A 24,968-nucleotide genomic window follows, 5' to 3' on the forward strand; every position below is an offset into this window, starting at 1 on the left:
CTAGGAGTCCTTGGCAAAGACCCGCACCGCGACCGCCGTCGCCACGCCGACCACCGCGAGCACGATCCCGGCGATCAGCAGCCCGGACGCCGCCAGCGCCACGGCCGCCGCCGCGAACAACGCGAACTCCAGGATGAACCGCGTCGGCTCCGGCGCCCGCCGCGGCGCCTTGGGGGCCACGACGAGCGCCCAGATCGCCCCGGCCAGCACCGGCCACAGCACCCCGCCGACGACGTCCAGCAGCACACCCCCACCCAGCCGCGCCCCGGCGACCGCCAGGCCCGCCAGCAGGGCCAGCTCCGTGCAGAACCGCACGACGAGTACGAACCCGGGCAACCCCCGCAAAGCCGGACGAGTGGTGGTCATGCCCGGCAGCGTAGCGACCGGCCCCGGTCACCCGGCCGAGCTCCCCCGCCGATCACCCGGCCGGCTTGGTCTCCAGCCACGCCACTACGCGCGCCCACGACGGGTCCGCCGGGTCGATCACCTCGAAGTGGCCCGCGCCCGCGACGTCGATCGTCTCCTCCGCGTACGGGCTGCGCGCCGGGGCCGCCGGGATGATCTCGTCCGCGTCGCCGTGCACGACCAGCAGGGGGACGCCGGTGTCGGCCGGGGTGGCGAGGGCGTAGCGGTCCGGGACGGTGGCCGGGGTGCCGCCGAGGAGGGCGGGGACCAGGCCGTTGCCGGCGAGGGCGGCGATGGCCGGAACGTACGCGGGGTCCGCTTCGACGGGGGCACCGGCCGGGGCCGGCAGATCAGGATCGGCCAGTTCGCGGCCGAGGCGGGCGTCGGCCGCCCCGCGCAGGTCCAGGACACCGGCGAGTGACACGACGGCGACGGGCGTGACCCTGGGGTCCGCGCCCGGTGCGCCGGCGGGCAGAGCCGAACGGCCGGCGGCCCAGGCCGAGAGCTGGCCGCCGGCGGAGTGGCCGACGAGGACGACACGCGAGACGTCGAGCGCGGGGTCGAGGGTGGCGACGGCGTCCACCGCCGCGGCGAAGTCGGTGAACGTGCCCGGCCAGCCGCCGCCGGATTCGCCCAGGCGGCGGTACTCGACGTTCCACACCGCGTACCCGCGCGCTACGAGGTCGTCGGCGAGACGGGTCATCTGGCGGCGGTCGTACAGTGCCGTCCAGAACCCGCCGTGGGCGAGCACCACCACCGGGAACGGCCCGGCTCCCTCAGGCAGGTACAGCTCCCCCACCTGCGACGGCGAAGGCCCATAGGCAATGGTCCGGACCCTCGCGCCCGCCGGGTCGTCGTAGCGCACGCCCCGCTCGGAGCTCACCAAAGTGTCGAGCGTCGCGAAGAACTCGGCGATCTCCGGCTGGTTCGCACCCTTCGCGCGCGAGGCGTCCCAGGCCGTGTCGTCGGTCCACTCGACGAAGTCCAGCCAGGTGTCCTCGGACACCCGCACCAGGCGCGCCGACACGAATCCGCGCCGGTCCCGGTGGAAGGCCTTCACCATGCCGGGGCGGGCGTCCAGCATCGCCCGCGTCCGGTCGGGACGGACCGTGAAGGTCGTCAGCTCGATCACCGACATCGTCAGCTCCTCGGTTCGAATTAGTCACTAACAATGACTAACTCGAACCCTAGTCAGCGCATTCCTGGAGGGCAACCCACGCCTCGGATCACAGGGGCGCGCCACACCGTCCACTGTGGTCCCGCACACGACGGCACCGCGGACCACTACGATGCAGGCGAGCCGACAGGAGAGTGATCCGATGCCCGACGACGCCACCCCCGCCGACGGCGGCGATTCGCTCACAGAGCGGATCACCGGCCGCCTCGCCGGGATGTCGCGGGCCGAGCGCGCCGTCGCCGAGTACCTGCGCCACCACGCACGCGAGGCGATCTTCGCCACTGCCGAGCAGATCGGCTCGGCCACGGGCACGAGCGACGCCACCGTGGTCCGCACCGCCAAGACGCTCGGCTACAGCGGCCTGGCCGACATGCGCCAGCACCTCGCCCGGCAGGTGGTCACCGAGACCAGCCCGTCGATCGAGCTGCGCCACCGCCAGATCGGCGAGCCCACCGGCGAGCCCACGACCGTGCTCGCGCGCGTGTTCACCGAGGCGACCGAGCGGCTGGCCGAGACCTGGCGCCTCATTTCGGAGGAGGACTTCGAGAAGGCCGTGGACCTGCTGGCCGGCGCGCGCGAGGTGCTGGCCTTCGGCATCGGCCCGTCGAGTTTCCTTGCCGGGTACGTCGCGTTGCGCCTGGGCCGGATGGGCCGGCGCGCCCGCGCCAGCGGCGCGACCGGCTTCCGCCTCGCCGACGACCTGCTCGGCCTCGGCGAGGGCGACGTCGTGGTGCTGTTCCTGCCGAGCCGGCTGCTCGGCGACATCGAGGTGCTCCTCGATCGCACGCGCGAGGTCGGCGCCCACACGCTGCTGATCACCGACTCGCTCGCGCCCGTCTTCGGCGACCGCGTGGCCGTGGCCCTGCAGGCCACGCACTCCCCCAGCAACTTCACCGGCGAGATGCTCAGCGCCGAGGTGCTGGCGGACGCGCTGCTGCTCGGGCTGGCCTCGCGCGACGAGGACCACGCCAACCAGACCTCGGAGCTGCTCACCACGTTGCGCTCGCGGCTGATCCAGGGCGACAGCCGCGACTACGTGCCGCGGCGCAAGTCGGGCCACCCCCGCAAGGGCTGACCGCGCGCCCGGATTGTCCGGGGTTCACGGCCGCCGCGAACGCATTTGTACGGCGCGTGTATCGGCTCGGGCGAACCTGGTTCCCACACCCACTGGGGATCAGGAGGACCGAGGATGAGAATCGCGAAACGCACGCTGGGTTTGGTCGCGTTCGCCGCGGCGCTGACGCTGTCGGGCATCGCGCCGGCGCTGGCCGCCGACGCCAACGGCACCGTGCACACGGACTCCGGCGCGCCGCTCACCGTGCGTTCGGCGCCCGGCACCGGCGCGAGCTCCGTCGGCACCATCGCCGACGGCACCGCCGTGGTCATCGACTGCCAGACCACCGGCGACACGGTGACCGGCAAGTACGGCACCAGCAACATCTGGGACCACGTCGCCGCAAAGGGCGGCTACATCACCGACACCTACGTCTACACCGGTTCCGACGGCCGCATCGCCCCGGACTGCACCGGCGTCCCGACGCCGCCGCAGAGCACCTGCTCCACCACCGGGCTCGGTGACGCGAAGACCTGCGCGCAGGCCGTGGCCTACGCCAAGACCCGCGTGCACACCAACAACGTCGCCTCCTACGACGGCTGGTGCGACCGCATCAACGCCCAGAACTACGGGTTCTCCGCCAGCGGTTCCGAGACCGCGTACGTGCACTGGACCCAGATCCCCGCGCAGTACAAGCACGCCGGCGACCAGAACGTGCCGGCCGGCGGGCTCGCCTTCTTCTCCAACGGCGGCGCGGGCCACACCATGATCTCGATCGGCGGCGGCCAGTTCCTGTCGAACGACATCCACGGCGCGGGCAGCTACACCCAGACCACGATCTCGGAGATCAAGAGCTCGTGGGGCCAGACCTACCTCGGCTGGTCGCAGCCGTGGTTCAAGGTCAACCACTGACCGGTCCGGTACTCGACGATCCAGGGCTGACCAAGCCGGCACCGCTCGGTCAACCGCCGAACGATCGACCCTGACCCGCTCGGGGAGCGCACCACGGCCCCGCCCGGCACCCGCCGGGCGGGGCCTTTTCGTGTGTCAACGCCTTGAGCAGCACTCGTTTTCGCGGTGTCCCGGCCAGCGGGAGTCGCCCACCCGGACCTCGATCGCGGGCTTCCGTACGCTCGCGGGGCCGATGTCCGCTCTCGGCTCTGTCCGAGCCTCGCCGATTTCGCGCCGTCCGCCCTTCAGGCGGACCAGCCCGTACCACTGGACCGGGTCGCGCCCCGTCTCGCGGACAGCTTCTGTCCGCATCCCGCGGTCCGGCGAGGTCTTCACGAACAACCGCCACGGCGAGACAAACCCTGCCCGGTAAAGGTTTTCCGGTGCGCCACCTGCGCTTTTGCGCCGCATGCTGGTAACCGGCCGGACACGCAGCGTCAAACTCCCCGTCGCGTTTACAACGTCTTGGCAACCGGCTTGACACCAGCTGTGGTCCGGACCACTCTGCTCAACATTGGTCTACACCATTTGTCACTCGACCGGCCTGGGGGCCGGACACCGAAAGGACAGACAAGTGAAGCGCTGGCTCAAACTGGCGGCGGGTGCCGCCGCCCTCACCCTCGCGACAGCCGGGTGTGCCGGTTCGGGCGGCGGTGACACCGCGTCCGGCTCGGGTGGTTCGGACGGTGGCACGCTCACGGTCTGGCTCATGGACGGCTCCGCGCCGGACAGCCTCACGGGTGCCCTCAACAAGGAGTTCGAGGCTGCCCACGCCGGGGTCAAGGTCAACTACCAGATCCAGCCGTGGAACGGCATCCAGCAGAAGCTGACCACCGCGCTCGCGAGTGACACCCCGCCCGACGTGATCGAGGTCGGCAACACCCAGACCCCGGCGTTCGCCTCCGACGAGGTGCTCACCGACCTCTCCGCCGACGTCAACAGCTTCAACGGCGCGCAGTGGCTGACCGGGCTCAAGGCCTCGGGCGAGTTCGAGGGCAAGACCTACGGCGTGCCGTTCTACGCCGCCAACCGCGAGGTCCTCTACCGCAAGGACATGTTCGAGCAGGCCGGTATCACCGCACCGCCGACCTCGAACGCGGAGTGGCTCGACGACATCGCCAAGCTGAAGGCGAAGTTCGGCAGCGACAAGGACTTCCAGCCCCTCTACCTGCCAGGTCAGTACTGGTACACCCTGCTGTCGTTCATCTGGGACAACGGCGGCGACGTCGCCCAGGCCGACGGCAAGGGCTTCAAGTCGACGCTCGACTCGGCCGGCGCGAAGGCGGGTCTCGAGTTCTACAAGCAGCTCGTGGACGCCTCCGGCACCACCGCGCCGAAGGACAACGACGAGGCCACGCCGCAGCAGGCCGGCATCTACGGCGGCGGCAAGGTCGCGATGTTCATCGGCACGCCGGGCGAGGTCGCCACGGCCGCGAAGACCGACCCGAGCATCACCGACAAGACCGGCGCGTTCCCGATCCCGAGCAAGACCGCCGGCCAGACGGCCCCGGTGTTCCTCGGCGGCTCGAACCTGGTGATCCCGCTCAACAGCAAGCACGCGGACCTCGCCAAGGAGTACCTGAAGCTGCTCACCAGCACCAAGTACATGAGCCAGATGGCCGCCGCCGGCTACGTGCCGGGCACCTCGACCGACACCAGCGCCCTGGACAAGGACCCGCTCGGCGGCGTGATGGCGAAGGCCTCGAAGAACGGCCGCGCGGTGCCCACCAGCCCGAAGTGGGGCGAGGTCGAGTCGGGCCAGAACCCGCTGAAGGACATGCTGACGGCGTACCTGACCGGGAAGAAGTCGATCGACCAGGCCACGGCTGACGCCAACGCCGCCCTCGACAAGATCATCGGCGGATGACCGCCACCAAAGACGTGCCGATGCCGGCGGGGGCCACCCCGCCGGCATCGGCGCGCGTCACTCCCGCGAAACCGCGGCGCCGGGGTGGGTTCGGCGAGCGGGCCACGCCCTACCTGCTGCTCCTGCCCGCCCTCGTCGCCGTCCTGGTGCTACTCGGCTGGCCCACGATCCAGATGCTCGGCATCAGCCTGCGCAAGCTCGACCTGCACGAGCTGGTGACCGGCAAGGCCGTGTGGGTCGGGTTCGACAACTACACCGAGGAGCTGACGGACCCGGATTTCTGGGCGGTCGCCGTCCGGACCATCGTGTTCACCGCCCTGCTTGTGGCCGCCACGCTGCTGGTCGCGCTGGTCATCGCGGTGCTCATGCGCCACCTCAACCCGGTGGTCCGGATCCTCCTGCAGATCTCGCTCGTGCTCGCCTGGGCCGTGCCGGTGATCGCGACGACCACGGTGTTCCAGTGGATCTTCGACCAGCAGTACGGGATCCTGAACAAGACGCTGGACCGGCTGGGGTTCCACTCGTTCATCGGCTACTCGTGGTTCTCCACCGGCGCGAGCACGATGACGGTCGTCGGGCTGCTGGTGCTGTGGCAAGCCGCGCCGTTCGTGGCGTTCACGCTCTACGCGGGCCTGATCGGCGTGCCACGCGAGCAGTACGAGGCCGCCGGCATCGACGGTGCCGGGCCGTGGCAGACGTTCCGCGCGGTCAGCTGGCCCGCGATCCGCCCGATCCTGACGATGGTCACGTTCCTGTCGGTGCTGTGGGACTTCAACATGTTCGGCCAGATCTGGGCCATCCGCCAGGGCGGGCCCGACGGCGCGAGCACGACGCTCGCGATCCTGCAGTACCTCAAAGGCATCGCGGGCAGCCACTTCGGCTCGGCCGCGGCCATCGCCACGATCATGCTGGTGATCCTGCTGCTGGTCACCGCGCGCTACGTGCAGTTGCTGGTGCGCTCGAAGGACGGTGAACTCGCGTGAAGAAGTCCCTGACCCAGCGGATCACGCTCTCGGTGGTCGGCGTGCTCATCGCGCTGGTGTTCTTCTTCCCGACGTACTGGATGTTCACCACGTCGCTGAAGACGCCCGGCGAGGTGCTCTCGCCGAAGTACGACCTGCTCCCCTCCTCGGCAACGCTCGAGAACTTCGTCTCCGCGCTCACCAAGCCGGGGTTCGTGACGTACCTGACCAACAGCCTCATCGTCACCCTCGGCGCCGTGATCGCGGCCCTCGTGGTCGGGGTGCTGGCGGCGATCCCGCTCGCGCGGTTCCGCTTCCGCGGGCGCAAGGGGTTCCTGCTGCTGATCCTGGTCGCGCAGCTGGCACCGCTCTCGGCGCTGTTCATTCCCATGTACCTGCTGATGCGTGACATCGGGCTGCTCGACACGCTGCCTTCGCTGCTGCTGGTGTACTTCGCGACGTCGCTGCCCTTCACCGTCTGGATGCTCTACGGCTTCATCAACGGCATCCCGTACGACCTCGAAGAGTCGGCCATGATCGACGGCTGCAGCCGCGCGGGCGCGTTCCGCCGCGTGACGCTGCCCCTGCTCGGGCCGGGGCTGGTGACCACCTCGGTGTTCAGCTTCATCACCGCGTGGAACGAGTTCCTGTTCGCGCTGGTGTTCATCCACGACCCGAACAAGCAGACGCTGCCGGTGTGGCTCTCGTCGTTCAGGACCGCGTTCTCGGTCGACTGGGGCGCGATCATGGCGGCTTCGGCGGTGTACGCGGTGCCGGCGCTGATCTTCTTCCTGATCGTGCAGCGCAAGCTGGTGTCCGGCCTGACCGCCGGCGCGGTGAAGGGGTGAGCGATGACTGATCCTCGGGCTTGGGCGGAAGCGGTGCTGCTGCCCGGTTTCGCGGGCACGACGGCGCCGGACTGGTTGCGGCGGCGCCTGGGCGAGGGCCTCGGCGGCGTGATCCTGTTCGGGCGCAACGTGGTCGACGACGAGCAGGTGGCGGCGTTGACCTCGGCGCTGCGGGCCGAACGCGACGACGTGGTGGTCGGCATCGACGAGGAGGGCGGCGACGTCACCCGCCTCGACGTGAACACCGGCTCGTTCGTGCCCGGCCCGCTCGCGCTGGGCGCGGCCGACGACCCGGAGCTCACCACGGCGGTCGCGGCGGCGCTCGGCGAGCGGCTGGCCGCGTGCGGCGTGACGGTGAACCTGGCGCCGTGCGCGGACCTCACGCTCGCGGCGGAGGACCCGATCATCGGGGTCCGCGCGTTCGGGTCGGACCCGGCGAAAGCGTCGCCGCACGTCGCGGCATTCGTGACGGGGCTGCAGAAGTACGGCGTGGCCGCGTGTGCGAAGCACTTCCCCGGCCATGGTGCGGCGACGGAGGATTCGCACGTTTCGCTGCCTGTGCTGCCGCGGACGGTCGACGAACTGCGGGAGATCGAGCTCGTGCCGTTCGCCGCGGCGATCTCGGCGGGCGTGCGGTCGATCATGTCGGGCCACCTGGTGGTCCGCGCGTGGGGCGACGAACCGGCGACTTTGAACCGTGTCGCGCTCACCGAGGTGCTGCGTGGCGAGCTGGGCTTCGACGGCGCGGTGATCACAGACGCGCTGGAGATGGGCGCGGTCTCCGGCTCCTACGGCCGGCACGACGGGCTCGGCGGCGCGGCTGTCCGCGCGCTGGCCGCGGGCGCGGACGCGTTGTGCATCGGCGGGGCGGCGTTCGAGGCGGACACGTTGGACGCCATCACCTCTGCGATCGTGGCCGCGGTTTCGGACGGGACGCTGTCCGCGGAACGGCTCGCGGACGCGGCCGCCCGGACGGCGGCGCTGGGCACCTCGCCGACGCCCGCCGAGCCGCAGCCGGTCGACTACGCGCTGGGCCTCTCGGCGGCTCGCGCGGCCCTGCGGATCCAGGGCTCGCCGCGGCTGGTGGGTGCGCCGCTGGTCGTCGACGTGAGCACCGACCCGACGATCGCGGCCGGGCCGATGCCGTGGGGCCTGGGCCCGCACCTGACGGAACTGGTGCCGGGCACCCGCGCGTTGACGGTGTCCCCGGCGGACGCCGTGTCCGTGCGTTCGGAGGCTCGTGACTTCGCGAGCGTGGTCGTGGTGACGCGCGAGGCACACCGGCACCCGGCGGTGCTCGCGTTCCTCGCGGAACTGTCCGATGTGGACTACATCCGCGTCGAGACCGGCGTGCCCGGACCGTCGAGCACGGGGCCGCGGATCGACACGTTCAGCGGCTCGTACGTGAGCCTGCGCGCGGCCGCGGAGTACCTCGCCTGACCCCGGTCCGTGGGCGCGGTCCCCCGACCCATGCCCACGGACCGGCCTTCACGTCCGGTTCGGGTCGACCAGGATCTTCGGCCCCGCGCCCGGCGGGCGGCGTCCGGCGAAGACGTCGGCGACCTCGTGGAGCCCGACCGTCGCCGCGACGATCGGCCGCGGGTCGACATCCCCGTCGGCGTAGCGGTCGATCGCCGCCTCGAGGCCGGGCGACGCGCTGAGGATCCCGACGGCGGTCACGTCCTTGAGGGCCAGCAGCCGCGTGTCGATCCCGCTGGGCTCACCGGCGAGTCCGATGTAGACGATCCGGCCCGACGGCTCCACCAGCTCCAGCGCGGCCGCCGGGACGGCCGGGTCGCTGGTGGCGTCCACGACCGCGTCCACCGGCGACGCAGGTGGCTCGGCGGCCGCGGAGAACCCCAGCTCACGCGCGAAGGCGATCGAGTCGGCCGTGGCGCCGACCAGGTGGACCTCGGCGCCGGCCGCGCGCAGGAACATCGCGGTGAGCAGCCCGATCGTGCCCGGCCCGTAGACCGCGACCCGCATGCCGTCCTTCTCGCCCAACGCGGCTTGCGCCGCCCGCAGCGCGTTCCCGCCCGGCTCGACCAGCGCGCCCGCCGTCGGGTCGAGGTGCGGGGGCAGCTCGTGCAGCGACGTCACCGGCACCGCGATCTTCTCCGCCAGCGCCCCGGCCCGCCCACCGCGGATCCCGACTTCCTGCCGGTCCGCGCACACGTGCTGGTGGCCGTTGCGGCACCGCCGGCAGTGGCCGCACCCGAGCATCGTGTCGCCGACGACCCGCCGCCCCACCCACGCGGGATGCACGCCCTCACCCGTCTCGACCACGGTGCCGCACCACTCGTGCCCGATCCGCATCGGGTAGCGCGCCTGGCCGTCGCCGAGGTAATGCATCTCGCCGGTGAAGAACTCGAAGTCCGTACCGCACACCCCCGCGCGCTCCACGGCCACCACGACCTCGCCCATCACCGCGACCGGCTCCGGCACCTCGGCCACCCCGGCCTCGCCGGGCCCGGTGACGACGAAGGCCTTCACCGGTTCGGCCCAGCACGTCGACTCATGCGACCGATGCTAGTGCTCCGCGCCGGCGCCGCGGGTCCTTCGAAGGGCCGGAAATCACTCGCCCGGAGGGAAGTCCGCCGAGCGGCTCACGTCGGCCCACTTCTCGGCCTCAGCCGCGCGTTCCGCCGAAGACCGTGCGGCCAGTTCCACCGCGCCGGCGCCCAGCAGGAGGCGGCGGGGCGGGGCGGCGTGGTCGACGACGTCGACGATGATCTTGGCGGCGCGGGCGGGGTCGCCGGGCCAGGTGGCGGAGTCGGTGCGGCGGCGGTTCATCGCGCCGACGGTTTCGTCGTAGTCGGGGGTCACCGGGTCGACGCGCATGGACGAGCCGGCCCAGTCGGTGCGGAACGCGCCGGGCTCGATGATGAGGACCTTGACGCCGAAGGGGGCGACCTCGTTGGCCAGCACCTCCGAGAAGCCCTCGACCGCGAACTTCGCGGCCTGGTACGCGCCCATGCCGGGCGATCCGCCGACGCGGCCGCCGACCGACGAGAACTGCACGACGTGCCCCGAGCGCTGGGCACGCAGGATCGGCAGGGCGGCCTTGGTGACGTTGACGACGCCGTAGAAGTTAGCGTCCACCTGGGCGCGGAAGTCGTCGTCGGACATTTCTTCGATGGGTGCGGAGTTGGCGTAGCCGGCGTTGTTCACCACGACGTCGAGCGAGCCGAACGCGTCCACCGCCGCCTGCACGGCCGCGCGGGCGGCCGCCGGGTCGGTGACGTCGAGGGCGATGGCGCGCACGCGGTCGCCGTACTGGGCGACGAGGTCGTCGAGCTGTTCGGGCTTGCGAGCGGTCGCGACGAGCCGGTCGCCGTGGTCGAGGACTGCTTTCGCCAGCTCCCGCCCGAAGCCGCGGGAGCTGCCGGTGATGAGCCAGGTCTTGGACATGAGTGCCTTCCGGGAGTTCGTGCCTACCTCTCCATCAGACACCGATCCCGGACGTTCGTCAACCAACCAGTTGGTTAGTTAGGCCACTCCGCACCGCCTCCGTGATCCGCTCCGCCCGCGACACGAGTTCGTCCACCTCCAGCGCCGGCACCGAACCCGTGCGGCTCTCGATCGCCACCCGCGCGATCACCACGGCCGAGCGCACCGCCTCCGCCGCGGCCGCCACGTCGAGCAGCGCCGCGCCGCTCACCTCGGGCAGCCGCCGTTCGGCCGTCGCCAGCACAGAGGCCGCCGCGGTGATCACGTCCGCCGGAGGCCGCCAGGCGTCGAGATCCGACGTCCGCACCGCGAACGCGTCCTGCTCGGCCAGCCGCAGCCCGTGCAGCCAACTGCCGCCATCGCCGCCGCCGGTGCGCGTCAGCAGGGCCGCTGCCTGAGCCAACGCGAGGGCCGCGACGGTCCCGCCGGCCGGCACCGCGGACCCCACCGGCGGCGTCGCCAGGGACTTCAGGAACTCGCTCATGATCTGATCCCGCACGGAAATCCCCTCTCAGCGCCGAATTCGTTCCATACCCGGGTCGACCAACGGCTCCGCGGCCACCGTCGCCGCGACCCGCCGCCCGAAGTACTCGATCTCCACCGCGTCGCCGATGCCGACGGTCCCCGGCAGCCACGCGTACGCGATCGGCCGCCCGACCGTGTAGCCGTACGCCGCACTGGTCACGTAACCCGAAGCAGCACCGTCGACGAACACCGGTTCCTTGCCCAGCACCACCGTCCGCCCGTCGTCCACGGTCAGGCACCGCAACCGCCGCGCGGCCGTCTCCTCCGAACGGCCCTCGATCGCCTCCCGTCCCGAGAACGGACCTTTCGCCGGGCGAACGGCGAACCCGACTCCGGCCTCGTACGGATCGTGCTCGGTGGTCATGTCGGTGCCCCACAGCCGGTAGCCCTTTTCCAGGCGCAAGCTGTTGAACGCCGCCCGGCCGGCCGCGATCACGCCGAGCTCCTGTCCCGCCGCCCACAACGCGTCCCACAGCCGCAGGCCGTTGTCCGCCGAGGTGTAGATCTCCCAGCCGAGCTCGCCCACATAGGACAGTCGCATCGCCGTCACCGGCACCCCGGCGATCCGCGCCGAGCGCGCTCGGAAGTACTTGAGTCCCGCGTGCGAGAAGTCCTCCGCCGACAACGGCTGCACCAGGTCGCGCGCGAGCGGTCCCCACACGCCGACGCAGCACGTGCCCCCGGTGATGTCCCGGACCCGGACCCCGTCAGGCACCAGCGAGTTCAGGTACGCGACATCGATGTTCCCGTTGATCCCGACCTGGAACACCGAAGGCTCCAGCCGCGCCACCGTGACATCACTGCGCACGCCACCGGCATCGTCGAGCATCAGCGTGTAGGTCACCGAACCCACGGACTTGTCGAGCTGGTTCGTCGTCAGCCCCTGCAAGAACGCCAGCGCGCCCGGCCCGCTCACCTCCACGCGCTTGAGCGGCGTCATGTCGTACAGCGCCACCCCGTTGCGCGTGTGCCACGCCTCCGCCGCCACGATCGACGAGTGGAACTGCCCCGCCCACGCGTCGCGCGCCGGCGGCAGGTACTCGTGCGGCAGGCGTTTCACCAGCGGCGCGTTGGCCTCGAACCAGTGCGGCCGCTCCCAGCCGCCCGCCTCCAGGAACACCGCGCCCAGCTCGCGCTGCCGGACGTTGAACGGGCTCACCCGCAGGTCGCGCGGCGAAAGCTTGGGCTGCAACGGGTGCAGCACGTCGTAGATCTCCACGAAGTTCTGCTGCGAGGTCTCGCTCACGTACTCCGGCGCGAGCTGCACCTCCTCGAACCGGTGCACGTCCACCTCGTGCAGATCGGTCTCCGAACGACCGTGCACGAGCAATTCCGCCACGGCCTTCGCGATGCCGGCCGAATGCGTCACCCACACCGCCTCGGCGATCCAGAACCCGCGCACGTGCTCCGACTCCCCCACCAGCGACCCACCGTCGGGAGTGAAGGAGAAGATGCCGTTGAACCCCTCCTCGACCTTCGTGCGGCCGAGCGCGGGCAGCAGCCGCTTGCTCTCCTCCCACGACGGCGCGAAGTCCTCGTCGGTGAACGGCAGCATCGAGGGCATCGACGACTCCGTCACCTCGCCGTCCACGCCGCTGGGCTCGACGGGCATCGGCCGGTGGGCGTACGAGCCGATACCGAGCCGGTCCACGTGCTCCCGGAAGTACAGGTCCTGGTCCTGGTGGCGCAGGATCGGCAGGCTCGCCTCGCTCGTCTCCGTGTTGCAGCCCACCAGCTCCGCGACCTGACCCGTCTTCACGTACTGGTGCGCGAGCGGCAGCAGCGGCACGGACATCCCCGCCAGCGCACCGAGTTCGCGCCCCCAGAACCCGGCGCACGAGACCACGACGTCCGCGGAGAACTCACCGTGGTCCGTCTCGACGCCGGTCACCCGGCCGCCGGCCTGCTTCAGCCCGGTCACCTTCGTCGAGCCCACGAACCGCGCGCCCCGCGATTCGGCACGGCGGGCCAGCGCGACGACCGCGCGCGACGCCTTCGCCAGCCCGTCGGTCGGCACGTACAGCGCGCCGTGGATCCGCGAGCCGTCGAGCAACGGCCAGCGCCGCACGCACTCGTCGACATCGATGAGGTGCGCCTCGACGGCCCACGACGTGGCCCAGCCGTGTTTGCGGTGCAGGTCGTGCCACCGCGCCGGTGTGCTCGCCACCTCCATGCCGCCGACCTGGTTGAAGCACGGCAGCCCGTCGACCTCCAGGCCGCTGAACTTCTCGACGGTGTAGCGCGCGAACTCGGTCATCGTCTTCGACGGGTTGGTCTGGAACACGAGACCGGGCGCGTGCGAGGTGGAGCCGCCCGTCAGCGGCAGCGGCCCCTGATCCAGCACGGTGACGTCGGTCCAGCCGCGCGCGGTGAGCTCGTCGGCGAGGTTGGCGCCCACGATGCCGGCGCCGATGATCACGACTCGGGTCATGAGAAGACACTCCTTACCGGAAGACGACGGTGCTGTTGCCGTTGAGCAGGACGCGGCGTTGGCTGTGCCAGCGGACCGCTCGCGACAGGGCGAGCGCCTCGGCGTCCCGCCCGACGGTGACGAGTTCCCGCGGCGAGTACGTGTGGTCCACGCGCTGCACCTCCTGCTCGATGATCGGGCCCTCGTCGAGGTCGGGCGTCACGTAGTGCGCGGTCGCGCCCACGTACTTCACGCCCCGGTCGTAGGCCTGGTGGTACGGCTTCGCGCCCTTGAACCCCGGCAGGAACGAATGGTGGATGTTGATCGCGCGGCCCGCGAGCTTGCCGCACAGCTCGTCGGAGAGCACCTGCATGTACCGGGCGAGCACGACGAGGTCGATCTCGTGTTCCCACAGCAGGTCCAGCAGCCGCTGCTCGGCTCCGGCCTTCGTCGCGGGAGTCACCGGCACGTGCTCGAACGGCACCCCGGCGGCCTCGACCATCGGGCGCAGGTCCTCGTGGTTCGACACCACGAGCGCGATCCGGGCGCCCAGGCTGCCGGCGCGCCAGCGGAACAGCAGGTCGTTGAGGCAGTGCCCGAACTTCGACACCATCACCAGCACCCGCGGCGCCGTACCGTCGGCGAACTCGAACTCCATGCCGAAGTCACCGGCCACCGGCACGAACGCTCGCCGGAGATCGTCCACAGTGGCCGGCACGGAACAGGTGAAGGAGGTGCGCAGGAACAGCGAGCCGCGCACGTCGTCGTCGAACTGCTGGTGCTCGACGATGTCGCACCCGCGTTCCATCAGGAACGTGGTGACGGCGTGGACGATGCCCGCGCGCTCGGGACACTTCAGTGTCAGCGTGAAGGCCACGGTGCCTCCTCGGTGTACTCGGTGGCGGCGTCGGCCAGCCACGCGGCGAAGTAGCGCGCGAAGGACTGGCGCACGAGCACGGTGAACTCACCGGCCTCGCGGACCAGCAGCACGATTCCGGTGCGGGCCAGCAACGTCTGCACGCAGGTCCCGGGCGGCGACACTGCCGGGTCCAGGTCGATCGCGCAGCCGTGCGCGAGCACGTCGCGCACCGCCGGCCCGGCCAGCCGGACGGTGGTGCGCTGCGCCGACGTATCGGTCACCGCCCCGACCACGATCGCCGGCCGCAGATCCGTCTCGGTCACCGCGCCGGGTCCGGCGAGGACCAGGTACTCGTCCGGCCCCAGCCACAGCACGTCCACGGCGCCGAACGGCCCGCGGCCGGACGTGAAGGTGCACGGCTGGGCCGGCAACGGCACCCCGAGCAGCTCCCCCACGGCGTCATGGCCTTCGCGCACCCGCACGGTGAGCTGCGTCAGGAACGGCCGTTCCTCCGCGATCACGGCGGGCGCGAGGGCGGCCAGCGCGGCCGCGTGGTCCGCGAACGGGGCACGGCGCATCAGGTCAGCCGTCACGACGGGTCCCCTCCTTGTCGAACAGCACGGATTCCGTCACGGTCACCGGCACCACGGCTTCGCCGACCGGCACGTACAGCGTCTGGCCGACGCGTTCCCGCCCGGACCGCACGAGCGCGAGGGCGAACGTGCGGCCCAGCGCGGTGCTGCGGTAGCTCGACGTCACGTGGCCGAGCATGCGCACCGGCGGCTCGGGCACGTGGTCGGACTCGATGAGCTGCGAACCCTCCGGCAGCAGCACGGCCGGGTCCTGCGGCAGCAGGCCGACGAGCTGTTTGCGGTCGGGCCGCAGGTTCTCCGCACGCGTGAAGGACCTCTTCCCGAGGAAGTCGGGCTTCTTCTTCGACACGGCCCAGCTCATGCCGAGGTCCTGCGGGGTCACCGTCGCGTCGGTCTCCTGGCCGATGATCGGGTAGCCCTTCTCGGCGCGCAGCACGTGCATGGTTTCCGTGCCGTACGGCGTGATCCCGTCCTCGGCGCCGGCCGTCAGCAGCGCTTCCCACAGCGTGATCCCGTACCACGAGGGCACATTGATCTCGTACGCCAGCTCACCGGAGAAGCTGATCCGGCAGACGCGGGCGTCGATTCCGGCGACCACCGCGTCCTGCCAGGTCATGAACCCGAAGGCGTCGTTCGCCACGTCAAGCCCGGGCGCCACCTTCGCGAGCACGGCGCGGGAGCGCGGGCCGACGAGCGGGATCGTGGCCCAGTGCTCGGTCACCGACGTGGCGAACACGCGCAGGTGCGGCCACTCCGTCTGCAGCCACTCCTCCATCCACTCCAGCACCATCGCCGCGTTGCCGGTGGTCGTGGTGACGAGGAACCGGTCCTCGGCCACGCGGATCACGGTGCCGTCGTCGATGACCATGCCGTCGACCCCGCACATCACTCCGTAGCGGATGCGGCCGACCTTGAGCGAGCTCATCAGGTTCGTGTAAAGCAGGTCGAGGAACGCCGCGGCGTCCGGGCCCTGCACGTCGATCTTGCCCAGCGTGGAGCCGTCCATCAGCGCGACGCCGGTACGGGCGGCGCGGCATTCACGCAGCACGGCCGTTTCCAGGTCCTCCCCGGGCCGCGGGTAGTACCACGGCCGCTTCCACTGGCCGACGTTCTCGAACTCCGCGCCGTGCTCGACGTGCCACGGGTGCAGCGCCGTCACCCGCACCGGGTCGTGCAGGTCGCCGCGGTTGCGCCCGGCCAGCGCGGCGAACGACACGGAGGTGTAGGGCGGGCGGAACGTCGTCGGCCGCTGCCCGGCCAGGTCCCACCCGAGCGCCTCGGCGGTGATGCCCGCGGCGAGCAGCCCGGACGTCTTGCCCTGGTCGTGCGCGGTGCCGATGGTCGTGTAGCGCTTCACGTGCTCCAGCGACCGCAGGCCGGCGCCGGTCGCGCGCAGGACGTCGGACACGGTGGCGTCGCGCTGCAGGTCGACGAATCGGGTGTCCACTTCGGACTCCGCCGCCGGCACCTGCCACAGCACCTTCGCCTCCGGCAGGCCTTCCCCCGCCGCGCTGCCGACCACGCGTACGGCCGGCAGGTCACCGTCCGGGATGTACGCGCCGAGCTCGGGTGCGTAGCGCAGAGTGCCGCGAGCCTGGCTGAACAGGTGCACGGCCGGGTTCCAGCCGCCGGACACGAGCAGCAGGTCGCAGGCGAAGCGATCCCCTTGCGTGGCCCCGAGTTCCGCGACGACCGCCGATGTGATGCGGTCACCCCCGGCGGTGCCGACGACCCCGTGCCCGGTCCGGATTTCGATCCCCCGCGCCGCGGCGTCTTCGCCCAGGCGAGCGGACACGGTGTCCCGCGCGTCGGCGATCACCGTGATCTCCGCACCGGCGTCGGCGAGGTCGAAAGCCGCCGCGTAGGCGCTGTCGTTGGTGGTGAACACGACCGCGCGTCGCCCGGCGAGCACGCCGTAGCGGTTCAGGTACGTCCGCGCCGCGCCGGCGAGCATGATGCCGGGCCGGTCGTTGTCCGGGAACACCACGGGCCGCTCGTGCGCGCCGGTCGCGAGCACGATCCGTTTCGCGCGGATCCGCCACACGCGCTGGCGCGAGATCCGCTCGGGGGCCGCGTTCTCGCCGCGTCGTTCCAGCGCCAGCACGAACCCGTCGTCGTACACGCCGAACGCCGTCGTGCGGGAGAGGAACCGGACGCCGTCGGGGATCGCACCGCTCGGCTCGGGCTGGTCGTCGACCAGGAGCACTCGTCCGGAGGCGCCGGCCGCGGCGGCCAGCCCGGCCGGCCCGGCGCCGACGACCAGGACGTCGCAGTGGATGTGCTTGGCGTCGTAGCGGGCCGGGTCGGGCTCGGCGGCGAGCTTGCCCTGACCGGGCAGGCCGCGGGCGACCAGGCCGTCGTACAACTCGACGGTGGTCGCGCTGAGCATCGGCTCCGGGAACGGCGCTTCGATCTGCACGAGCGCGGTCGCGTCCTCGACGCCGGCCGCGAGGATGCCGCGCGGGCGCCCGTACTTGATGCTCGTGGCCACCTGGTGCACGCCGTTCGCGAGCAGGGCCGAAGCGAGGGTGTCGCCGCGGAAGCCGGTCAGCTCCCGGCCGTCGAACGTGAACTTCAGCGGTGCGGCGCGGTCGACGACGCCGCGGTCGGGCAATCGGGTCACGGGATCACCGGCCTGGGCTCGTCGAGGCGGTAGACCGCCAGGAGGTCGTGGGTGCGGGTGTCGCGCACGGCGTTGAACCACCGGCGGCAGCCCGCGCTGTGGGTCCACCGCTCGGGCAGCGGGCCGCTGGGGTTGGCGCGGAAGAACACGAACTTCGCCCAGTCCTCGTCGGACAGTGCGGCCGGGTCCTGCGGGTAGGCGACGTGCGCTTGGCCGCCGTAGTGGAACTCGGTCTCCTCGCGGGGACCGCACCACGGGCACGGGATGAGTTGCACGGGAGCTCCTAGTGGGCGACGGCGGCGGCGCCGTGCTCGTCGACGAGGGCGCCGGTGGTGAACCGGTCGAGGGTGAACGGCTCGGCGTACGGGTGCGGCTTGCCCTTCGCCACGGTGTGGGCGAAGCAGTCGCCGACGCCGGGCGTGGCTTTGAACCCGCCGGTGCCCCAGCCGCAGTTGACGAAGAGGTTCTCCACGGGGGTGAGGCCGACGATCGGCGACGCGTCGGGCGTGACGTCCACGATCCCGGCCCACGTGCGCAGCAGGTGCGCCCGCGCGAACACCGGGAAGAGCTCCAGCGCGGCGGCCATCTGGTCCTCGATGATGTGGAACGCGCCGCGCTGGCCGTAGCCCGCGTAGGAGTCGATGCCGGCGCCCATCACGAGCTCGCCCTTGTGCGCCTGGGACACGTACACGTGCACGGCGTTCGACATGACCACGGTCGGATGCACCGGTTCGAGCAGCTCCGACACGAGTGCCTGCAACGGGTGCGACACCAGCGGCAGGTCGAACCCCGCCATCTGCGCGACCACCGACGAGTGCCCGGCGGCGCACAACGCGACCTTGCCGGCGGCGATCCGGCCCCGCGTCGTGTTGACCGCGGTCACGCGGCCGGCCGTGGTCTCGATGCCCGTGACCTCGCAGTCCTGGATGAGGTCGACACCCAGCGCGGCGGCCGCGCGGGCGAAACCCCACGCCACGTAGTCGTGCTTCGCGATCCCCGCGCGCGGCTGGTAGGTGGCGCCCAGCACCGGGTACCGCACGTCGGGCGAGGTGTTGACGATCGGGCAGATCTCCCTGACCCCGGCCGCGTCGACCCACTCGGCGTCGATGCCGTTGAGCTTGTTGGCCTCGACGCGGCGAACGCTGTCCCGCACGTCCTGCAGGCTGTGCGCGAGATTGAGCACGCCGCGCTGGCTGAACAGGATCGGGTAGCCGAGGTCCTCCTCCAGGCCTTCCCACAGCTTCAGCGAGTGCTCGTAGATGCCGGAGCTCTCGTCCCAGAGGTAGTTGGACCGGATGATGGTGGTGTTGCGGGCCATGTTGCCGCCCGCGAGCCAGCCTTTCTCCAGCACGGCGACGTTGGTGATGCCGTGGACCTTCGCGAGGTAGTAGGCGGTGGCGAGGCCGTGGCCCCCGCCGCCGACCACGACGACGTCGTAGGACCGCTTCGGCTCCGGGTTGTCCCAGAGGAAGTCCGGGTGTTCGGGCAGGTCGGCGCCGGGGGCCGTCGGGTTCACTGCGGGGCCTCCAAGTCCGGGTACAGCGGGAACCTCGCGGTGAGCGCAGCCACGCGGGCGCGCAGCTTCTCCGCGACGGTTTCGTCGAAACCAGGCAGCAACGCTGTGGCCACGATGTCCGCGACCTCCCGGAACTCGTCGTCATCGAAGCCGCGCGTCGCCAGCGCCGGGGTGCCGATGCGAATGCCCGAGGTGACCATCGGCGGCCGCGGGTCGAACGGGACGGCGTTGCGGTTCACCGTGATCCCCACCGAATGCAGGCGGTCCTCGGCCTGCTTTCCGTCCAACACGGAGTCGCGCAGGTCGGCCAGCACCAGGTGCACGTCGGTGCCGCCGGTCAGCACGGAGATGCCGGCCGCCGTGGTGTCCTCGGCCAGCAGCCGGTCGGCGAGCAGCTTCGCGCCGCGCAACGTCCGCTGCTGGCGTTCGGCGAACTCCGGTTCGGCGGCCATCTTGAACGCCACCGCCTTCGCCGCGACCACGTGCTCCAACGGGCCGCCCTGCTGGCCGGGGAATACCGCGGAGTTCACCTTCTTCGCCAGCTCCGGGTCGTTCGTCAGCACGACGCCGCCGCGCGGGCCGCCGAGGGTCTTGTGCGTGGTCGTGGTCGTGACGTGCGCGTGGGGCACCGGCGACGGGTGCAGCCCGGCGGCCACGAGGCCGGCGAAGTGCGCCATGTCGACCATCAGGTACGCGCCCACCTCGTCGGCGATCTCGCGGAACCGCGCGAAGCCCAGCTGCCGCGGGTAGGCCGACCAGCCGGCGATGATCAGCTTCGGCCGGTGCTCCCGCGCGAGCCGCGCGACCTCGGCCAGGTCCACGCGGAAGTCCTTTTCGGACACCTCGTAGGCCGAGACTTCGTAGAGCAGGCCGGAGAAGTTGATCCGCATGCCGTGCGTGAGGTGCCCGCCGTGCGCGAGCGCGAGGCCGAGGATGCGGTCGCCGGGTTTGAGCAGCGCGGCCATGGCGGCGGCGTTGGCCTGCGCGCCCGAGTGCGGCTGCACGTTCGCGAAGCGGGCGCCGAAGAGCTCCTTGACGCGCTCGCGCGCCAGGTTCTCAAGCACGTCCACGTGCTCGCACCCGCCGTAGTAGCGCCGGCCGGGGTAGCCCTCGGCGTACTTGTTGGTGAGCACCGAGCCCTGGGCCTGCAGCACCGCCGTGGGCGCGAAGTTCTCGCTGGCGATCATCTCCAGCATCGACTGCTGGCGGCGCAGCTCCGCGCCGATCGCGGCGGCCACGTCCGGGTCGAAGTCCTGCAGGGAGCGGCCGAGCACGGCGCCCGCTTCCCCGATCGTCGAGGTCATTCCTGCCTGCTTCCGTTCGCTGGACTCAGAACTGGCTGGTCGACTTCTGATATATCAATCTTCGATGTAGGGTAGGCGGGGTGAGCACCCAGGTCAACAGCCCGATCCCGGTCAGCGGCCCGTCACTCGCGGAACAGGCCTACCTGTTCATCCGCGACCGCCTCGTCATGCTCGACATCAAACCGGGCGACCCGATCAACGAAGACTGGCTCGGCAGCACGCTCGGCATGGGTCGCACGCCCGTGCGCGAGGCGCTCAAACGCCTCGAGACCGAGCACCTCGTGGTCGCCTACCCGCGCCGCGGCACGTTCGCCACCGACGTGAACATCTCCGACCTCGCGCACATCTCCGAGGTGCGCCGCACCCTGGAGCCGATGGCGACGGCAGCCGCGGCCGAGCGCGCGTCGGACGCCGACCGCGCCGGCCTCACGGTGCTGCGCGAGCAGCTCGACACGGCGAACCCGGCCGACAACACCGAACTGCTGCGCACCGACCTCGAACTGCACCGCGCGATCTACGGCTGCGTGCACAACCCGTTCCTCGAGGACACCCTGATCCACTACGACAACCTCGCCACCCGCATCTGGTGTGTGTTCCTGCCGCGCCTGCGCGGCATGGCCGGCCACGTGAACGAGCACCTGCCGCTGCTCACGGCGATCATCGAGGGCGACGCGAAGAAGGCCGCCGACCTCACACTCGACCACGTGACCGGGTTCGAACAGGCGATCCGCGCGCTGATCTAACCTTCGGTCCGCGCGCGGACCCAGTCGTGGAACGCGCCGATGTGGTGCTCGCTCGGCACCAGCACCCCGCCGCGGGCGTAGGAACGCGAGTCCATCGCGAGCTGGCACCGTTCGCACGCCTCGAAGTCCTGCAGGTTCACGCGGTGGAACAGCTCCACCGAGCGGTCGAGGTCCGCTCCGGACTCCACCACCTCGGGCAGGTAGAGCCAGTCGCACACCACGAGCGTGCGATCCGGGGCGAGCGGGAACATCCGGTGCAGGATCACGTGGTCCGGCACGAGGTTCACGAACACCTGCGGCCGGATGGTGATCGCGTAGTAGCGGCGGTCCTGGTGCTCCCCCACGCCCGGCAGCCGCGTGACGCCGGCGCTGCCGTCCACGGTGAACCCGGCGATCTGTTCGCCGAACTTCGCGCCGTGGCCCACGTAGTACTGCGCGGCGTAGCCGTCGGCGAACTCCGGCAGCACCTCGGTGAGCTCCGGGTGGATCGTCGCGCAGTGATAGCACTCCATGAAGTTCTCGATGATCTGCTTCCAGTTGGCCTTCACGTCGTACTCGATGCGCCGGCCGAGCGCGAGCCCGTCGAGCCCGTACGCCTCGATCTCCCCCGGCCCGCCGAGCCGGTCCGAGACGTCGGCCATCACCGTGGCCTCGAACGACGGCGGTTCCTCGGCCAGGCACACCCACGCGTAGCCGAGCCACTCGCGCACGGCCAGCTTCGTGAGCCCGTACTCGGTGCGGTCGACGTCGGGCATGCCGGTGAGGTTCGGCGCGGCGATGAGCTTGCCGTCGAGGCCGTAGGTCCACGCGTGGTACATGCACTGGAACGCCCGCTTCACCTGCCCTCGCGCATCGGTGCACAGGCGCGCGCCGCGGTGGCGGCACACGTTGAGGAACGCGTTCACCTTCCCGTCGGGGCCGCGGGCGACGAGCACGCTCTCGCGGCCGATCTGCACGGTCTCGAACGTCCCCGCGGTCGGCAGGTCCGCGGTGCGCACGGCGCAGAACCAGTCCGTCTCGAAGATCCGCTCCTGCTCACGGGCGAAGATCTCCGGGTCGGTGTAGTGGCGGCCGGACAGCGTCGGCAGGAGGCTCTGCGGGAGGTCGGTGGTGGTCACCGGCGGTGCTCCTCTCGGGGCGGGACGGTCGGTGCGGGCCGGCTCGATGCGGGAGGTGCCGGGCGCGAAAACGGCAGAAGTCACGGGAGAGACACCACCGGCGTTGATGTTGCGCAGGACGCAGCGGGTTGCTCTCTCCGGAACACAATGCGGGCGCTCGACCGGCGCTGTCAAGGACGGGATTTTCGCGTCACCCGATTACCGGACGCCGCCGCGAACCTGGTGCACGGAAGCGGTTTCGGCTTTACCCCAACGAAAGCCCGTCAGGCCGCGGGGCCCTCGATGGCGCGACGGAAGAGCGCTTCGATCTCCGGCCGGGTCGGCGGTGGGTCGGCCAGTGCCGCCTGCATGAGCAGGCCGCAGAACAGCCCGGCGAGCAACCGGCCGGTGAGCGGGTCGGTGCGAGTGGAGAACAACTTGATCAGGGCGTCGTCCCACGCGGCGCTCGCCGGCCGCAGCCGCGGCCGGTGCAGGGCGGCGACGTAGAGGTCGTACTCGACGACCGTGTGCGGGTAGAGCTCGTGGATGTAGCCCATCACCAGATCGGCCAGCGCCGCGGCGAAATCGGCCTCCGGGTCGAGCGCCTGCTCCCACTCCTGAAGCTCGCGCACGTTGCTCGCGGCGGCCTCGTGCAGCGCCACCTCGAGCAGGTCGTCGAGCGTCGCGAAGTGGTAGGTCGTGGAACCGAGCGGCACCCCGGCCGCCGCCGCGACCGCGCGATGGGTCAGCCCGTCGATGCCGCGTTCGGCCACGACTTCGATCGCCGCCTTCGCGATCCGGGCGCGCCGCTCGGGGTCGTTGGGGCCGCGCAGCTTCCTGCGCCCGGCGGTGTCACGCGTCGTCATCGCCGCCAAGCTCCTTCACTCACCGGTCTCGTCGGGCACCGCTGATCGTCGCACGGCCTGGTGCGAACGCCCGGTGTCGGCGCCGAGAACTCGTTGTGGACATGTGTACACGCTTAGCGTACAAATGTACGCACTCGAAGTGCCGCGCGTCACACCCCGCGTGGCAAAAGGCTCCGCGAGCTGCTTGGGAAGGCCTGATGAAGGACCTCCACATCGACGGAATCTGGACCGAAACCGCCGACGAGGCGCGCTCGGAAGTGCTCAACCCCGCCAACGGCGAAGTGCTGGCCACCGTGGCCGTGGCAGGTCCCGCCGAGGTCGGCGCCGCCGTGACCGCGGCCCGCCGGGCGTTCGACGCCGGGCCCTGGCGAAGAACGACCGCGGCCGACCGCGCGGACCTGCTCACCCGCATCGCCGCGCTGCTGCAGCGCGACCGCGAGGACCTGGCCCGCACCGAAACGCTCGACACCGGCAAGACGCTGGCCGAGGGCCGCATCGACATCGACGACGTCACCGCGGTCTTCCGCTACTACGCCGCCCTGGCCGCGCACGACGCCGGGCGCGTGGTGGACACCGGCGACCCGCGCGCGATCAGCCGGATCACGCACGAACCGGTGGGTGTCTGCGCGCTTATCGCACCGTGGAACTACCCGCTGCTGCAGATGTCGTGGAAGCTCGCCCCGGCGCTGGCTGCGGGGAACACCACCGTGCTCAAACCGAGCGAGGTCACGCCGCTGTCCACGATCCGGCTCGTCGCGCTCACCGAAGAAGCGGGCGTGCCGCCCGGGGTGGTGAACCTGCTGCTCGGCCCGGGTGCGGTCGGCGCGGCCCTGGTGGAGCACGCCGGCGTCGACCTCGTGTCCTTCACCGGCGGGCTCGCCACGGGCGAGAAGATCATGGCCGCGGCCGCGCGCGGCGTCCGGCGCGTGGCCCTCGAACTGGGCGGCAAGAACCCCAACGTGGTGTTCGACGACGCCGATTTCGAGACCGCGCTGGACTACGCGCTGGCCGCCGCGTTCGTCCACTCCGGACAGGTCTGCTCGGCGGGCGCGCGGCTGATCGTGCAGGACGGCGTGCACGACCGCTTCGTCGCCGAGCTCGCCGCGCGGGCCGACCGGATCCGCATCGGCGACGGGCTCGACCCCGCCAGCGAAGCGGGCCCGCTCGTGTCCGAACAGCACCGCGCGAAGATCGAGGGCTACATCGCCGGCGCCGTCAAGGCGGGTGCGAAGCTGCGCGCGGGCGGCGCCCGGCCTGACGATCCCGCGTTGCAGCGGGGATTCTTCCTGCGCCCCACCGTGTTCTCCGGCTGCACCCGCGACATGGCGGTGGTGCGGGAGGAGGTCTTCGGGCCAGTGGTGACCGTCGAGCGGTTCACCGACGAGGCCGAGGCGATCACGGTGGCCAACGACACCGACTACGGGCTCGCGGGTGCCGTGTGGACGTCGGACGCGGGGCGGGCGCAGCGCGTGGCCGGGGCGCTGCGCCACGGCACCGTGTGGATCAACGACTACCACCCCTACCTGCCGCAGGCGGAGTGGGGCGGGTTCGGCCGGTCGGGCATCGGCCGTGAGCTCGGCCCCTCGGGGCTGGCGGAGTACCGCGAGACCAAGCACGTCTACCACAACATCGACCCCGTACCGCAGCGCTGGTTCAAAGGCTGATCCGCTCGCGCACCCCCTTGATCCCCCGCCCCACCACCTTTGAGGACGACGAAC

The 24,968-nt window shown here is 71.3% G+C and carries 22 protein-coding genes; 8 read left to right on the plus strand and 14 right to left on the minus strand.

Translation table 11 applies throughout. The features are described 5' to 3' along the window. Window positions 1-366 (minus strand): YrdB family protein, encoded by a 366-nt coding sequence (locus tag AB0H62_RS28950; RefSeq protein WP_360589394.1) that lies wholly within the window; start codon window positions 364-366, stop codon window positions 1-3. A 52-nt stretch (window positions 367-418) separates the two neighbouring features. After that, on the minus strand, window positions 419-1,543 hold the full coding sequence (locus AB0H62_RS28955) for an alpha/beta fold hydrolase (protein ID WP_360589396.1): 1,125 nt from the start codon (window positions 1,541-1,543) through the stop codon (window positions 419-421). Between the two features lie 181 nt (window positions 1,544-1,724). Here AB0H62_RS28955 and AB0H62_RS28960 point away from each other — a divergent pair, with 181 nt between their 5' ends. The 6 genes from AB0H62_RS28960 to AB0H62_RS28985 all read left to right on the plus strand — a co-directional run bounded on the left by AB0H62_RS28960 (window position 1,725) and on the right by AB0H62_RS28985 (window position 8,704). Then, entirely contained in the window at window positions 1,725-2,657 is a 933-nt protein-coding gene (locus AB0H62_RS28960; protein WP_220240549.1) for a MurR/RpiR family transcriptional regulator, read from the plus strand. A gap of 114 nt (window positions 2,658-2,771) precedes the next feature. After that, window positions 2,772-3,548 carry a hypothetical protein gene (locus AB0H62_RS28965; protein WP_220240548.1) on the plus strand — a complete coding sequence of 259 codons (777 nt, stop codon included), beginning with the start codon at window positions 2,772-2,774 and terminating at the stop codon, window positions 3,546-3,548. Between the two features lie 613 nt (window positions 3,549-4,161). Beyond that, window positions 4,162-5,454, plus strand: coding sequence for a sugar ABC transporter substrate-binding protein (locus tag AB0H62_RS28970; RefSeq protein ID WP_220240547.1), 1,293 nt, complete (start codon window positions 4,162-4,164; stop codon window positions 5,452-5,454). Then, on the plus strand, window positions 5,451-6,437 hold the full coding sequence (locus AB0H62_RS28975) for a sugar ABC transporter permease (RefSeq protein WP_220240546.1): 987 nt from the start codon (window positions 5,451-5,453) through the stop codon (window positions 6,435-6,437). The genes AB0H62_RS28970 and AB0H62_RS28975 overlap by 4 nt, the downstream gene beginning before the upstream one ends. Then, window positions 6,434-7,264: a carbohydrate ABC transporter permease gene (locus AB0H62_RS28980; protein WP_354880121.1), complete on the plus strand. Its 831-nt coding sequence runs from the start codon at window positions 6,434-6,436 to the stop codon at window positions 7,262-7,264. The genes AB0H62_RS28975 and AB0H62_RS28980 overlap by 4 nt, the downstream gene beginning before the upstream one ends. A gap of 3 nt (window positions 7,265-7,267) precedes the next feature. Continuing rightward, window positions 7,268-8,704, plus strand: coding sequence for a glycoside hydrolase family 3 N-terminal domain-containing protein (locus tag AB0H62_RS28985; RefSeq protein WP_360589400.1), 1,437 nt, complete (start codon window positions 7,268-7,270; stop codon window positions 8,702-8,704). A 48-nt stretch (window positions 8,705-8,752) separates the two neighbouring features. Here AB0H62_RS28985 and AB0H62_RS28990 read toward each other — a convergent pair whose 3' ends face one another. The 10 genes from AB0H62_RS28990 to glyA form a co-directional block, all read right to left on the minus strand. Further along, window positions 8,753-9,757, minus strand: coding sequence for an alcohol dehydrogenase catalytic domain-containing protein (locus AB0H62_RS28990; RefSeq protein WP_220240543.1), 1,005 nt, complete (start codon window positions 9,755-9,757; stop codon window positions 8,753-8,755). 81 nt (window positions 9,758-9,838) lie between these two features. Continuing rightward, complete coding sequence (locus AB0H62_RS28995) at window positions 9,839-10,675, minus strand: oxidoreductase (protein WP_220240542.1); 837 nt, start codon at window positions 10,673-10,675, stop codon at window positions 9,839-9,841. Window positions 10,676-10,733: 58 nt separating this feature from the next. Next, window positions 10,734-11,198 carry a hypothetical protein gene (locus AB0H62_RS29000; RefSeq protein WP_255638009.1) on the minus strand — a complete coding sequence of 155 codons (465 nt, stop codon included), beginning with the start codon at window positions 11,196-11,198 and terminating at the stop codon, window positions 10,734-10,736. A gap of 27 nt (window positions 11,199-11,225) precedes the next feature. Beyond that, complete coding sequence (locus AB0H62_RS29005; protein ID WP_220240540.1) at window positions 11,226-13,670, minus strand: FAD-dependent oxidoreductase; 2,445 nt, start codon at window positions 13,668-13,670, stop codon at window positions 11,226-11,228. Between the two features lie 13 nt (window positions 13,671-13,683). Further along, window positions 13,684-14,526 (minus strand): formyltetrahydrofolate deformylase, encoded by an 843-nt coding sequence (gene purU / locus AB0H62_RS29010; protein ID WP_360589403.1) that lies wholly within the window; start codon window positions 14,524-14,526, stop codon window positions 13,684-13,686. Then, window positions 14,511-15,101, minus strand: coding sequence for a sarcosine oxidase subunit gamma family protein (locus AB0H62_RS29015; protein ID WP_255638008.1), 591 nt, complete (start codon window positions 15,099-15,101; stop codon window positions 14,511-14,513). Before AB0H62_RS29015 ends, purU begins: the two co-directional genes overlap by 16 nt. After that, entirely contained in the window at window positions 15,091-17,724 is a 2,634-nt protein-coding gene (locus AB0H62_RS29020) for a 2Fe-2S iron-sulfur cluster-binding protein (protein WP_360589405.1), read from the minus strand. The genes AB0H62_RS29015 and AB0H62_RS29020 overlap by 11 nt, the downstream gene beginning before the upstream one ends. Next, window positions 17,721-17,999: a sarcosine oxidase subunit delta gene (locus tag AB0H62_RS29025; RefSeq protein WP_220240537.1), complete on the minus strand. Its 279-nt coding sequence runs from the start codon at window positions 17,997-17,999 to the stop codon at window positions 17,721-17,723. Before AB0H62_RS29025 ends, AB0H62_RS29020 begins: the two co-directional genes overlap by 4 nt. A gap of 8 nt (window positions 18,000-18,007) precedes the next feature. Next, a complete protein-coding gene (locus AB0H62_RS29030; RefSeq protein WP_360589407.1) occupies window positions 18,008-19,240 on the minus strand; it encodes a sarcosine oxidase subunit beta family protein in 1,233 nt (410 codons plus the stop codon). Beyond that, entirely contained in the window at window positions 19,237-20,544 is a 1,308-nt protein-coding gene (gene glyA, locus AB0H62_RS29035; RefSeq protein ID WP_360589409.1) for a serine hydroxymethyltransferase, read from the minus strand. The genes AB0H62_RS29030 and glyA overlap by 4 nt, the downstream gene beginning before the upstream one ends. A gap of 80 nt (window positions 20,545-20,624) precedes the next feature. Here glyA and AB0H62_RS29040 point away from each other — a divergent pair, with 80 nt between their 5' ends. After that, window positions 20,625-21,287: a GntR family transcriptional regulator gene (locus AB0H62_RS29040; protein ID WP_220240534.1), complete on the plus strand. Its 663-nt coding sequence runs from the start codon at window positions 20,625-20,627 to the stop codon at window positions 21,285-21,287. Here the strand turns inward: AB0H62_RS29040 and AB0H62_RS29045 are convergent. Together AB0H62_RS29045 and AB0H62_RS29050 are read right to left on the minus strand one after the other, a co-directional pair. Next, window positions 21,284-22,405, minus strand: a complete 1,122-nt coding sequence (locus tag AB0H62_RS29045; RefSeq protein WP_360589412.1) for an aromatic ring-hydroxylating dioxygenase subunit alpha — start codon at window positions 22,403-22,405, stop codon at window positions 21,284-21,286. The two genes, AB0H62_RS29040 and AB0H62_RS29045, sit on opposite strands and share 4 nt — an antisense overlap. A 263-nt stretch (window positions 22,406-22,668) precedes the next feature. Continuing rightward, a complete protein-coding gene (locus AB0H62_RS29050; RefSeq protein WP_360589413.1) occupies window positions 22,669-23,250 on the minus strand; it encodes a TetR family transcriptional regulator in 582 nt (193 codons plus the stop codon). A 197-nt stretch (window positions 23,251-23,447) separates the two neighbouring features. On the opposite strand from AB0H62_RS29050, the gene AB0H62_RS29055 reads away from it, so the two are divergent. Beyond that, window positions 23,448-24,914 carry an aldehyde dehydrogenase family protein gene (locus AB0H62_RS29055; RefSeq protein WP_360589415.1) on the plus strand — a complete coding sequence of 489 codons (1,467 nt, stop codon included), beginning with the start codon at window positions 23,448-23,450 and terminating at the stop codon, window positions 24,912-24,914. Window positions 24,915-24,968: the final 54 nt, after the last annotated feature.

The sequence above is a fragment of the Amycolatopsis sp. NPDC050768 genome (assembly GCF_040654155.1).
In the GTDB taxonomy this organism is placed as follows: Bacteria; Actinomycetota; Actinomycetes; order Mycobacteriales; family Pseudonocardiaceae; genus Amycolatopsis.